The 12705-nt window shown below is 72.2% G+C and carries 11 protein-coding genes; 7 read left to right on the forward strand and 4 right to left on the reverse strand.

The genetic code is table 11. The annotated features are described in order from the left end of the window. Position 1 precedes the first annotated feature (1 nt). The 5 genes from PYS65_RS07540 to PYS65_RS07560 all read left to right on the forward strand — a co-directional run bounded on the left by PYS65_RS07540 (position 2) and on the right by PYS65_RS07560 (position 5208). Positions 2 to 1336 (forward strand): sulfate adenylyltransferase subunit 1, encoded by a 1335-nt coding sequence (locus PYS65_RS07540; RefSeq protein WP_279333021.1) that lies wholly within the window; start codon positions 2 to 4, stop codon positions 1334 to 1336. A 223-nt stretch (positions 1337 to 1559) separates the two neighbouring features. Beyond that, positions 1560 to 2663, forward strand: a complete 1104-nt coding sequence (locus PYS65_RS07545) for an aliphatic sulfonate ABC transporter substrate-binding protein (RefSeq protein ID WP_279333022.1) — start codon at positions 1560 to 1562, stop codon at positions 2661 to 2663. A 92-nt stretch (positions 2664 to 2755) separates the two neighbouring features. Further along, positions 2756 to 3580: an ABC transporter ATP-binding protein gene (locus PYS65_RS07550; RefSeq protein ID WP_279333023.1), complete on the forward strand. Its 825-nt coding sequence runs from the start codon at positions 2756 to 2758 to the stop codon at positions 3578 to 3580. Further along, positions 3567 to 4454: an ABC transporter permease gene (locus PYS65_RS07555; protein ID WP_279333024.1), complete on the forward strand. Its 888-nt coding sequence runs from the start codon at positions 3567 to 3569 to the stop codon at positions 4452 to 4454. The genes PYS65_RS07550 and PYS65_RS07555 overlap by 14 nt, the downstream gene beginning before the upstream one ends. Before the next feature lie 7 nt (positions 4455 to 4461). Then, positions 4462 to 5208 carry a sirohydrochlorin chelatase gene (locus PYS65_RS07560; protein WP_279333025.1) on the forward strand — a complete coding sequence of 249 codons (747 nt, stop codon included), beginning with the start codon at positions 4462 to 4464 and terminating at the stop codon, positions 5206 to 5208. 45 nt (positions 5209 to 5253) lie between these two features. On the opposite strand, the gene PYS65_RS07565 is transcribed toward PYS65_RS07560, so the two are convergent. After that, positions 5254 to 5628 carry a nuclear transport factor 2 family protein gene (locus PYS65_RS07565; protein ID WP_279333026.1) on the reverse strand — a complete coding sequence of 125 codons (375 nt, stop codon included), beginning with the start codon at positions 5626 to 5628 and terminating at the stop codon, positions 5254 to 5256. A 191-nt stretch (positions 5629 to 5819) separates the two neighbouring features. Further along, entirely contained in the window at positions 5820 to 7019 is a 1200-nt protein-coding gene (gene mgt / locus PYS65_RS07570) for a macrolide-inactivating glycosyltransferase (protein WP_279333027.1), read from the reverse strand. 159 nt (positions 7020 to 7178) lie between these two features. Here mgt and PYS65_RS07575 point away from each other — a divergent pair, with 159 nt between their 5' ends. Then, complete coding sequence (locus tag PYS65_RS07575; protein WP_279333028.1) at positions 7179 to 8048, forward strand: aminoglycoside phosphotransferase family protein; 870 nt, start codon at positions 7179 to 7181, stop codon at positions 8046 to 8048. Positions 8049 to 8097: 49 nt separating this feature from the next. Here PYS65_RS07575 and PYS65_RS07580 read toward each other — a convergent pair whose 3' ends face one another. Both PYS65_RS07580 and PYS65_RS07585 read right to left on the reverse strand, forming a co-directional pair. Next, a complete protein-coding gene (locus PYS65_RS07580; protein ID WP_279333029.1) occupies positions 8098 to 8820 on the reverse strand; it encodes a 3'-5' exonuclease in 723 nt (240 codons plus the stop codon). A 139-nt stretch (positions 8821 to 8959) separates the two neighbouring features. Further along, the gene (locus PYS65_RS07585) at positions 8960 to 10198 is read right to left on the reverse strand and encodes an SAV2148 family HEPN domain-containing protein (protein ID WP_279337890.1); all 1239 of its coding nucleotides are present in this window, start codon (positions 10196 to 10198) and stop codon (positions 8960 to 8962) included. Positions 10199 to 10488: 290 nt separating this feature from the next. Between PYS65_RS07585 and glgX the strand changes: the two genes are divergently transcribed. Then, positions 10489 to 12639, forward strand: a complete 2151-nt coding sequence (gene glgX / locus PYS65_RS07590) for a glycogen debranching protein GlgX (protein ID WP_279333030.1) — start codon at positions 10489 to 10491, stop codon at positions 12637 to 12639. Positions 12640 to 12705: the final 66 nt, after the last annotated feature.

Below are 12705 nucleotides of genomic sequence, written 5' to 3' on the forward strand. Positions count from 1 at the left end.
CATGAGCACCATCACGAGCGAGGCACTCGCGGAGACGACCCTGCTGCGGTTCGCCACCGCCGGTTCCGTCGACGACGGCAAGTCCACCCTGGTGGGCCGGCTGCTGCACGACTCCAAGTCGGTCCTCACCGACCAACTGGAGGCCGTGGAGCGGGTGTCGGTGAGCCGCGGTCAGGAGGCCCCCGACCTCGCCCTGCTCACCGACGGGCTGCGGGCCGAGCGGGAACAGGGCATCACCATCGACGTGGCGTACCGTTACTTCGCCACGCCGCGGCGCCGGTTCATCCTCGCCGACACCCCGGGCCACGTGCAGTACACCCGCAACATGGTCACCGGTGCCTCCACCGCGGAGCTGACCGTCATCCTGGTCGACGCCCGCAACGGCGTCGTCGAGCAGACCCGGCGGCACGCCGCCATCGCCGCCCTGCTGCGTGTGCCCCATGTCGTCCTCGCCGTCAACAAGATGGACCTGGTCGGCTACCGGGAGCCGGTGTTCGCGCGGATCGCCGAGGAGTTCACGGCGTACGCGACCGAGCTGGGCGTGCCGGAGGTCACCGCGATCCCGATCTCGGCGCTCGTCGGCGACAACGTCGTGGAGCCCTCGGCGCACATGGACTGGTACGGCGGCCCGACGGTGCTGGAGCACCTGGAGACGGTGCCGGTCAGCCACGACCTGGCGCACTGCCACGCCCGGCTGCCCGTGCAGTACGTGATCCGGCCGCAGAGCGCCGAGCACCCGGACTACCGGGGGTACGCCGGCCAGATCGCCGCGGGGACGTTCCGCACCGGCGACGAGGTGACCGTGCTGCCGTCCGGCCGGACGACGACGATCACCGGGATCGACCTGCTGGGCACGCCCGTCGAGGCGGCCTGGACGCCGCAGTCGGTGACGCTGCTGCTGGCCGACGACATCGACATCTCCCGCGGTGACCTGCTGGTCCCGAGCAAGGACGCGCCGGCCACCACGCAGGACGTCGAGGCCACCGTGTGCCATGTCGCCGACCAGCCGCTGACCGTCGGCCACCGGGTGCTGCTCAAGCACGGGACCCGCACGGTCAAGGCGATCGTGAAGGACATCCCGGCCCGGCTGACGCTGGACGACCTGTCCCTGCACCCGCACCCCGGGCAGCTCGTCGCCAACGACATCGGCCGGGTGAAGATCCGTACCGCCGAACCGCTGCCGGCCGACTCGTACGCGAACTCGCGGCGCACCGGTTCGTTCATCCTGATCGACCCGAACGACGGCACCACGCTCACCGCGGGCATGTCCGGCGAGTCCTTCGCCGCCCCCGAGCCCGTCAAGGGCGCGGACGAGGAAGACGGATGGGACTTCTGACCATGGACTCCACCGGTTTCTACGTCACGTTCGCCAAGGAGGGCGGACGTGTGGGGAGTGGGGCCCTGGGGAGCGGGCAGGGCGGGGTGGCCCGATGTGCGCGATGACGTGCGCGCACCGCTCCCGTGCCCTCAGCACCCGTCGCCGTAGGCGAAAACCCGCCGACCGCCCGGCCGCGACCTAAGAGTCCGTGACCGCCGGGCCTTTGAGAGGAACCCCTCCCGTGCCTGCCACCTCCGCCCCACGCCGCGCGTTCGCCGTGACGGCCACACTGCTCCTGCTCGCCCTCGCCGGATGCGGCTACGGCTCCCAGGCCAAGGACGAGGGCGCGGCCGACATCGCCGCCGGGGCGCGGAAGACCGACGGCCTCGACTCGGTCCGGATCGGCTACTTCGGCAACCTCACCCACGGGACCGCGCTGGTGGGCAACCGGAAGGGGTTCTTCCAGAAGGAACTCGGTGCCACCGAGGCGCGGTACGCGGTCTTCAACGCGGGGCCGTCCGAGATCGAGGCGCTCAACTCCGGTTCGATCGACATCGGTTGGATCGGCCCCTCGCCCGCGATCAACGGCTACGTCAAGTCCCGCGGCAAGAGCCTGCGGATCATCGGCGGTTCGGCGTCCGGCGGGGTGAAGCTGGTGGTGAACCCGGAGCGGGTGAAGTCCCTCGAGGACATCGAGGGCAAGCGGATCGCGACCCCGCAGCTCGGCAACACGCAGGACGTGGCGTTCCTCAACTGGGCGTCCGAGCAGGGCTGGACGGTCGATCCGCAGAGCGGCAGAGGCGATGTGACGGTCGTCCGCAGCGACAACAAGGTGACCCCGGACGCCTTCGCGGCCGGGTCGGTCGACGGGGCGTGGGTGCCGGAGCCCACCGCGTCGAAACTGGTCGCCGAGGGCGGGAAGGTGCTGCTGGACGAGGCCTCGCTGTGGCCCGGCGAGGAGTTCGTCATCACGAACATCGTCGTGCGCCAGGAGTTCCTGGAGAAGCATCCGAAGGCCGTCGAGGCGGTGCTCAGGGCGTCGGTCGGGACCAACCGGTGGATCAACGCCCACCCGGAGAAGGCCAGGGCCGCCGCCAACGAGCAGCTGGCGGCCGACTCCGGCAAGGCCCTGCCCGCCGACGTACTGGACCCGGCGTGGAAGTCGATCCGGTTCACCGACGACCCGCTGGCCTCCACCCTCCGGACCCAGGCGGAACACGCCGTCGCGGCGGGCCTGTTGGACAAGCCCGACCTGGACGGCGTCTACGACCTCACGCTTCTCAACAAGGTCCTCGCGGCCGAGGGCGCCCCCGCCCTCGACGACGCCGGTCTCGGCGCCGGCTGACCCCTGATCCCGATGATCTCCCTGATCTCCCTGATCCCGATGACCTCGATGACCTCGATGACCCCGAAGAAACGTCCCAGGAGGTGACGATCATGGCCACGACCCTCGCCAAGGCCGCCGACGGCGCCGCGACGGAAGCCGCCCACGCCGCCCGGATCGAGCACGTCTCGAAGACCTTCCCGGCGCCGGGCACGCCCGGCGGGCAGCAGCTCGTGCTGGACGACATCAGCCTGGATGTCGCGCCCGGTGAGTTCGTCACCCTGCTGGGCGCTTCGGGCTGCGGCAAGTCCACGCTGCTCAACCTGGTCGCGGGCCTCGACCGGCCCACCGCCGGCACGATCAGCACGGACGGCCGCCCGGCGCTGATGTTCCAGGAGCACGCGCTGTTCCCCTGGCTGACCGCGGGCAAGAACATCGAGCTCGCCCTGAAGCTGAGGGGCGTGCCGAAGCCCGAGCGTCGCGGCCGGGCCGAGGAGCTGCTGGAACTGGTCCGGCTGGGGGGTGCCCACGGCAAGCGGGTGCACGAGCTGTCCGGCGGCATGCGCCAGCGGGTGGCGCTGGCGCGGGCGCTCGCCCAGGAGAGCAGGCTGCTGCTGATGGACGAGCCGTTCGCGGCCCTGGACGCCATCACCCGGGACGTGCTGCACGACGAGCTGACCCGGGTCTGGCGCACCGCGAACGCCGGCGGCTCCGCCGCGGGCCGGCTGTCCGTGCTGTTCGTCACGCACAACGTGCGCGAGGCCGTCCGGCTCGCCGGGCGGGTGGTGCTGCTGTCGTCCCGGCCGGGCCGGATCGCCCGCCAGTGGACGGTGGACATCGAGCACCCGCGCCGTATCGAGGACACCGCGGTGGCGGAGCTGTCCGTCGAGATCACCGAAGAACTCCGTGGGGAGATCCGCCGTCATGGCAAGCACTGAGACGACCGCCAAGGACGGCGACCTCGCCGGTCTGGAGGCGGGGCTCGACGCGCTGGAGACGGTGCAGCGGGGCCGCACACCGTGGCGCCGGACCTTCGTCGAGAAGATCCTGCCGCCGGTCCTCGCCGTCGCCCTGGTGCTGGCGGTGTGGCAGGCACTGGTCTCGTTCAGGATCGTCGACGATCCCACCAAGCTGCCCTCGCCGGGCGCCGTGTGGGACGTCCTGCGGCAGGCGTGGCTCCAGGGCGAACTGCTCGGCTACATCTGGACCAGCGTCTCGCGCGGACTGCTCGGCTTCTTCTTCGCGCTGCTGATCGGCACCCCGCTGGGTCTGCTGGTGGCGCGGGTGAAGTTCGTGCGCGCGGCGCTCGGCCCGATCCTGTCCGGGCTGCAGTCCCTGCCGTCGGTGGCGTGGGTGCCGCCGGCCGTGATCTGGCTGGGCCTGAACAACCAGATGATGTACGCGGTGATCCTGCTCGGCGCGGTCCCCTCCATCGCCAACGGTCTGGTCTCCGGCGTCGACCAGGTCTCCCCGCTGTTCGTGCGGGCCGGCCGCACGCTCGGTGCGACGGGTCTGAAGGGTACCTGGCACATCGTGCTGCCGGCCGCGCTGCCCGGCTATGTGGCGGGGCTGAAGCAGGGCTGGGCGTTCTCCTGGCGTTCGCTGATGGCCGCGGAGATCATCGCGTCGTTCCCGGACCTCGGCATCGGCCTCGGGCAGCTGCTGGAGAACGGCCGCAACGCCAGCGACATGGCCATGGTGTTCGAGGCGATCCTGCTGATCCTGACCGTGGGTGTCGCCATCGACCTGCTGATCTTCAGCCCGTTGGAACGGTGGGTCCTGCGCAGCCGCGGCCTGCTGGTGAAGGACTGAGCCGACCATGCGCCGACCGGTACTTCTCGTCATCGCCCACGGCAGCCGCGATCCGCGGCACGCCGCGACCGTGCACGCCCTGGTGCGGCGGGTGCGGTCGCTGCGGCCGGGGCTGCGGGTGGAGACCGGCTTCCTCGACTTCACCGTCCCCTCCGTGCCGGGGGTGCTGGAGTCCCTCGCGGCGGAGGGGGTGCGCGACGTGGTGGCCCTCCCGCTGCTGCTGACCCGCGCCTTCCACGCCAAGGCGGACATCCCGGCGGTCCTCGCAAAGGCGCCCGCCCGGCTGCGTGTCCGTCAGGCGGACGTCCTGGGCCCGTCCCCCCTGCTCCTCGCCGCGCTGGAGCGCCGGCTGTACGAGGCGGGTCTCACCCCCGCCGACACGTCCTCGACCGGGGTCGTCCTGGCCTCGGCGGGGTCCACCGACCCGGAGGCGATCGCAGTGATCGCAGCAATCGCGCGGGAGTGGCGGCACACCGGTTGGTGCGCCGTGCGGCCTGCGTTCGCCTCCGCTTCCCTGCCCCGCACCGAGGACGCGGTGCGGGAGCTGCGCGCCCTGGGCTGTGAGCGCGTCGCCGTCGCCCCGTACGTGCTCGCCCCCGGCTTCCTCCCGGACCGCATCGCGCGGGGCGCGGCGGCGGCGGACGTGCTGGCGGACGTGCTGGGCCCGGCCCCCGAGGTGGCGCGGGTCCTGCTGGAGCGGTACGACGCGGCGCGGACGCCGGAGCTGGCGGCGGTGGGGGCGCTGGGAGCCTGACGGGGCGGGTTCACGGGTGCGCGGCCCCGGGCCCGCACCGGCCGGTCACTCCTCGTCCGGGTCGAACAGCGTCCCCTGGTGGAAGTAGAGAAGCCAGTCCTGGCCGGTGCGACGCCACAGCGAACTGCGGCGCGCGCGGCGGCCGTTGTGGTCCGTTTCGAAGGTGAGATGGACGACGTCGGGGGCGAGCTGCGTGGCCTTGATGTCGGAGACGGTGCCGGCCAGGTCCCCCGACTCGTGTTCGTCGGCGAGCAGGGCGATGACCGCGTCACGGTCCCAGATCCGTCCGGAGGCACCGAACTCGAGGAACTCCGGGTGCAGCAGCGCCCCGACCCGCTCGGGCGAGCGGCGCACCTCGGGATCCAGGAGTTTCAGTTCGCCCTCGATGGCGGCGTCCACGGCCTTGTTCTCCTCATGCACGGGTGAGCTCCACGAGCTTGACGACGGTGTTCCGGTTGCGGGTGACGGTGGCGACGCCCCGGGCGGTCGGGGCCTGGCCGGTTGCCCGGTGAGTCTAGAGCGGCCGGCCCGTCCGGCGCGTGCGGGTGGAGGCACGGTCGGCGAGGCGGAACTCCTCGGGCGGGTGGGGCGGCGCGGACTGCGTGAAGCGGCTACCGCCGCTCCGGCAGCTCCGCCTCGATGAGGTCGGCCGCCCTGGAGGTGCCGCCCTCCCGGGCCATATCCGCCTGGATCCGCCGCAGTCGTCGGGCGACCTCCGGGTCGCCGACGAGGTCGAGGGCCGCCGCGCGCAGGGCCCCGGCGGTCGCCTCCCCTGCCGGGACGTGCCGGGCGACGCCGAGCGCCTGGAGCATGTCCGCGTTGCCGAACTGGTCCACCGCCTGGGGGACGGCGATCATCGGGGTGGCCGTGGCCAGCCCTTCCTGGCTGCCGCCGGCACCCGCGTGGGTGAGGAACAGGTCGGCCTGTCTCAGGATCGCGAGCTGCGGCACCCAGGACCGCACCTCGACGTTCGCCGGCACGGCGCCCAGTTCGGCGGGGTCGACGTGCTTGCCGATCTGGAGCACCAGATGCCAGCCGGGCAGGTCGCCGAAGGCCTCGACGCACTCCCGGTAGAAGTCCGGCTGCTTGGTGAACGAGGACCCGAGCGACACCAGGACGACCCGCTCCACGCCGGAGGGCCGCTGCCACGCCCCCTCGTCGCTCCGGTCTCCCTGGCAGGCGCCGACGAAGGTGTGCACGCTCTCGTCGACCCGGTCGGCGTGGGGCTGCAGCGCCTTCGGGATCAGGACGAGGGAGCGGGCGGGGCGGCCCACGAACGGGTCGGGGTGCTCGGTGATCCCGTTCTCCTCCAGCCAGGCGTGGAAGCGGGCGTAGTAGGCCCGGCCGCGCTCGGTCCTCAGCGGCTCCTCCCACATCGGCTCGCCGACCTCCTTCTCGTACCCCTCCCAGGCGACGAGGTTCGGTGAGAGGGAGACCACGGGCACGCCCCAGCGGTGGCCGAGCACGCGCGCCGGGTAGGAGGTGATGTCGTGCAGCACCAGGTCGGGGGTGTCCCCCTGATAGGCCTCGATCAGCTGCGGGAGCGCCTGGATCGCGTCGTCGAGGAACGGCTCCACGTTGTCCAGCAGGGTGCTCCCCCACGCCTTCGGGTCGTCGTCGGGCGAGGGCAGCGTGGAGTTCCAGGGCTTCACCTCGGCTCCGGTCCCGGCGACCTTGTCCGCGAAGACCGGCGGGATCGCGTACGTCACCCGGTGGCCGCGCGCCACGAGTTCGCGGATCACCTCGAGGCTCGGGTTCACGTGGCCGTGGGCGGCGATGGAGAACATGGCGATATGAGCGGGTCGGGTCATGCCCCGACCCTAGGCGAGACGATACGTCTCGTGCAACCGAATTCAGGGGACCGGGGGCACACCGCGCTCGGCCGACCTGCGCGAATGCGAGACTTACCGACGGTGCGGACACGGTCGGGCACCGGATGCGGGCACCGGAACAGGCACGGAGGCGGACGGATGGACGAGGCACGGGCGCGGGTCGTCCTGGCGGCGGCGGGCGTACTGCCGGGGCGCGCGGCCGCCCGGGACGCACGGCTGCTCGCCCTGGGCGAGAACGCGGTGTTCGCCGCCGGTGACCTGGTCGTCAAGGTCGGCCGTGACGGCGGCCTGCTGGAGCGGGCCCGCCGGGAGCTGACCGTCGCGCTGTGGCTCGCCGAGGCCGGCGTGCCCGCGGTGCGGGCGGCGGAGCCCCGGGCGCTGCTGGTCGAGGGGTACCCGGTGACGGTGTGGCACCGGCTGCCCGCGCCGGTACGGCCCGCCGAACCCCGGGACCTGGCCGCACTGCTGCGGGTGGTGCACGCCCTGCCCACCCCCTCCTTCGGGCTGCCGCCCCGCGAACTGCTGGGCGGCGTGGAACGCTGGCTGCGGCTCGCGGGCGAGGCGATCGACCCCGAGGACGCCGCGTACCTGCGTGAGCGGCGCGACGGTTTCGCGGCGGCCGCCGCGGCGCTGACGCCCCACCTTCCGCCGGGACCCGTCCACGGGGACGCGCTGCCCCGGAACGTGCACGTCGGGCCGGACGGGCCGGTCCTGGTCGACCTGGAGACCTTCTCGGCCGATCTGCGCGAGCACGATCTGGTGGTCATGGCCCTGTCCCACGACCGCTACGGGCTGTCGGACGAGGCGTACACCTCCTTCACCGAGACGTACGGCTGGGACGTGCGCGCCTGGGAGGGCTGCGCGGTGCTGCGCGGCGCGCGGGAGACGGCCAGCTGCGCCTGGGTCTCCCAGCACGCGCCGAGCAACGCGAAGGCCCTGGCCGAGTTCGAGCGCCGCGTGGCGTCCCTCCGGGACGGCGACCCGACCGTCCGCTGGTACCCGTTCTGACCCCGACCGCCCGGACCGCGCACGCCCCGGGGGTTCCCGCGGCGCCGGGTCAGACCCGCTCGCCGGCCGGCTCGCGCAGCGGCCAGGTCCCCTCGACGGTCGCGGTGGCGTCGCCCTTGCGGCGCAGGAAGCTCTGGAAGTCCGCCGCCCACTCCGCGTACCACTCGATCTGGCGGAGGTGCAGCTCCGCCGGGCCGAGGGCCGCGACCTTCGGGTGGCGGCCGGCTATCGCGCCGGCCAGCCGGGCCGCGGCGAGCGCGTCGGCCGCCGCGTCGTGCGCGGAGTCGAGCGCGACGCCGTACTCCGCGCAGACGGCTTCGAGGTTGCGCTTGCCGCGGCGGTAGCGGTCGACACTGCGGTCGATCGTGTACGGATCGATGACCGGGGCGGGGTCCACGCCCCCCAGCCGGTCGCGCAGCGACGGCAGCCCGTACCGGCGCAGCTCGGCGGAGAGCAGCGTCAGATCGAACGCGGCGTTGTAGGCGACGACCGGGACGCCCGCGCTCCAGTGGGCGGTGAGGACGTCGGCGATCTCGTCGGCCACCTGGTCGGCGGGGCCTCCCTCGGCCGCCGCCCGCTCACCGCTGATGCCGTGCACGGCCACCGCCTCCGCCGGGATGGGCACCCCGGGGTCGGCCAGCCACTCCCGGCGCCCCAGCGGCTCCCCGTCCCTGGCCTCGATCACGGCCCCCGTGACGATCCTCGCCTCGCGCGGGTCGGTGCCGGTCGTCTCCAGGTCGAAGCCGATCAGCAGCTCTCGGTGCCAGCTCATGGCCCGTCCCCCTTCTGTGTGGTGCGTTCCCCCAGTGGTTCCCACCTTCGCACGCGCCACTGACAGCCCAAGGGTCGCCTTCCGTTCACCGGCCGGAAGGCTTCGGAGGGTTCATGACAGACGGCCGCAAGGCGGGCGTTCACGACACCGGGCGTGAATCCATCCACATCTGCTCGAACTCCTCGCGGTACGTGGGGAACAGCCCGCCCTCCTCGGCCTCACCCGGTTTGACCACCTTGCTGCCGTTGCGCAGCACCAGCACCGGCGCCTCCATCCCCCGGGCCCGGCGCAGATGGTTCTGCACCACGCCGACGCCGTCGGCGCCGTCCCCGTCCACGAGGTACGCCGTGCAGCGGGGCGTCTCGTCGTAGACCTGGATCTCGAAGGCTCCCGGGTCGCGCAGCCGGGACCGCACCCGGCGCATGTGGAGGATGTTCATCTCGACCGCGCGGCCGAGTTCCCCCCGTTTGAGGCCGAGTTCGCGCTCGCGGCGCTTGACCGCGCTGGAGGCGGGGTTGAGGAACAGCAGCCGCACCCGGCAGCCGGATTCGGCGAGCCGCACCAGACGGCGTCCGGAGAAGTTCTGCACCAGCAGGTTGAGGCCTATCCCGATGGCGTCCAGGCGGCGGGCACCGCCGAAGATGTCCTCGGCCGGGAACTGGCGGAGCAGCCGCACCCGGTCGGGGTGGACGGCGACCACGTCCGCGTACCGGTCGCCGACCAGGTCCTCCACCGCGTCGACGGGCAGCCGGCGCGCGGACGGCACGTCGCCGTCGGCGCCGAGCATCTCCAGCAGCCGCGCCGAGGCCCGCTCGGCCTGGTTCAGCACCGCCTCGGACAGCGCCCGGTTGCGGGAGACGACGTTACGGGTGACCTCCAGCTCGTCCAGGGCCAGTTCGACGTCCCGCCGGTCGTCGAAGTACGGCTCGAAGCACGGCCAGTGCTGGACCATCAGCTCCCGCAGCTGAGGGAGCGTGAGGAAGGAGAGCACGTTGTCGTCGGCCGGGTCGAGCAGATAGCCCTTGCGGCGGCTGACCTCGCGCACCGCGGCCGCGCGCTGCACCCACTCCTGCCCGGCGGGTCCGGCGGCGGCGACCACCCAGTCGTCGCCGTGCATCGGCTCGTAGATCGGACGCAGCACGGCGGCGACGACCGAACGCAGCCGCTGCTCGACGAGGTTGAGCCAGATGTAGGCGCGGCCGGCCCGCTGGGCACGGGTCCGCACCTCGCGCCAGTCGTCGGCGCCCCAGTCCAGGTCCGGGCCGATCGAGCCCGCGTCCATCGGCCGCGCCAACGACACCGCACCGGGCGGGACGTCCGTGGAGTTCCCCTCGTGACCCTCGTCACCAGGGGGCAGCTCCAGCCCTCCCGAACCCACCCGCGCACCGCCTTCCGCTCCCCCGAGCTCTCCCAGCCCCAACGATCAAGGAGAGTACTCCGCATGCGGTGCGCGGTGCAGCCCGATGGCGGGGTCGTTTCTCAACTTCCGCCTCCCACAGGACCGTTCTGCTATGACCGCTCCCCATGAGTGGTCGGATTCACTGTGTTTTCACAGCATCGCCGACAGGAAGGCCCGGCTCGGGGAACGGGTACCGCGTGGGGCGACACGGCAAACACTCGGGGGCGAGGCGCCCCCACCGGGGCCGTCCACCTGAAAGAGTCGTGTCCATGCAGGTCTGGCCTGGCGAGGCGTATCCCCTCGGTGCCACGTACGACGGCGCCGGCACCAATTTCGCGGTCTTCACGGAGGCCGCGGACCGAGTAGAGCTGTGTCTGCTGGACGACGACGGCTCCGAGACGGCGGTCGAACTGCGCGAGAGCGACGCGTTCGTGCGGCACGCGTACCTGCCCGGCGTCATGCCCGGACAGCGCTACGGCTTCCGCGTGCACGGGCCGTACGCCCCCGAGCGGGGGCTGCGCTGCAACTCGGCGAAGCTGCTGCTCGACCCGTACGCGCGGGCGATCAGCGGGTCGGTCCGCTGGGGCGAGGAGGTGTACGGCTACCACTTCGACGCGCCCGATCGGCGCAACGACCTGGACTCGGCGCCGCACACGATGACGTCGGTCGTGGTCAACCCGTACTTCGACTGGGGCGACGACCGGCCGCCCCGGACGGAGTACCACCACACGGTGATCCACGAGGCGCACGTCAAGGGGCTCACCATGCGCCATCCGGGGCTGCCGGAGGAGTTGCGCGGCACCTACGCGGGCCTCGCGCACCCGGCGCTGATCGGGCATCTGACCGAACTCGGGGTGACGGCGCTGGAGCTGATGCCGGTTCACCAGTTCGTGAACGACCACCGTTTGGTGGACATGGGCCTGAACAACTACTGGGGCTACAACACCATCGGCTTCTTCGCCCCGCACAACGCCTACGCCTCCTGGGGCGACCGCGGTCAGCAGGTGCTGGAGTTCAAGTCGGCGGTGAAGGCGCTGCACGAGGCGGGCATCGAGGTGATCCTCGACGTGGTCTACAACCACACCGCCGAGGGCAACCATCTGGGCCCCACCCTGTCCTTCAAGGGCATCGACAATCCGTCGTATTACCGGCTCACCGACGACCGCCGCTACTACATGGACACCACGGGCACCGGGAACTCCCTCCTCATGCGGTCCCCGCACGTACTGCAGATGATCATGGACTCGCTGCGGTACTGGGTCACCGAGATGCATGTCGACGGGTTCCGCTTCGACCTCGCGGCGACCCTGGCGCGGCAGTTCCACGAGGTGGACCGGCTCTCGTCGTTCTTCGACCTGGTGCAGCAGGACCCGGTGGTCTCCCAGGTGAAGCTGATCGCCGAGCCGTGGGACGTGGGCGAGGGCGGCTACCAGGTGGGCAACTTCCCGCCGCTGTGGACCGAGTGGAACGGCAAGTACCGGGACACCGTGCGGGACCTGTGGCGGGGCGAGCCGCGCACGCTCGCGGAGTTCGCCTCCCGGCTGACCGGCTCCTCCGACCTGTACCAGGACGACGGGCGGCGCCCGCTGGCCTCGATCAACTTCGTGACCTGTCACGACGGCTTCACGTTGCACGACCTCGTGTCCTACGACGGCAAGCACAACGCGGCCAACGGCGAGGACAACCGGGACGGGGAGAGCCACAACCGGTCCTGGAACTGCGGCGCCGAGGGTGAGACCGACGACCCGGACGTGCTGCGGCTGCGGGCCCGGCAGATGCGGAACTTCATCGCGACCCTGATGCTCTCCCAGGGCGTGCCGATGATCAGCCACGGCGACGAGCTGGCCCGCACCCAGCGCGGCAACAACAACGCCTACTGCCAGGACAACGAGCTGGCCTGGATCGACTGGCCCGGGGAGGGCGGGGGCCGCGGGGAGGGCGGGGTCGGCGAGGAGGACCCGCGAAGGCGGATGCTGGAGTTCACCCGCGCGATGGTGTGGCTGCGCAAGGACCACCCGGTCTTCCGCAGGCGCCGCTTCTTCCACGGGCGGCCGGTGGAGGGCACCCACGACGACCTGTCCGACATCGCCTGGTTCACTCCGGAGGGGGCGGAGATGACCCAGCGGGACTGGGACTCGGCGCGGGCCTCGGCGCTGACGGTGTTCCTCAACGGCAACGCGATCTCGGAACCCGGCCGGCGCGGCGAACGCGTCACGGACGACTCGTTCCTGCTGATGTTCAACGCCTCCCCCCATCCGCTGGAGTTCGTGGTGCCGGTCGACCACGGACGGCAGTGGCAGGTCGTGGTCGACACCGCCCGCGAGGACTGCGTGCCGCCGGGCACCGGCCCGAAGGTGCGGGCCGGTGCCCGGCTGACGCTGACCGACCGGAGCCTGACGGTGCTTCAGCGGCCGGCCTGAGCCGGTCCGTCCGGACCGGTCCGCCCAGGCCCGGTCCGGCGGCCGGTCCAGCGGCAGCCGGGTCAC

The organism is Streptomyces cathayae (assembly GCF_029760955.1).
Lineage (GTDB): Bacteria > Actinomycetota > Actinomycetes > Streptomycetales > Streptomycetaceae > Streptomyces > Streptomyces cathayae.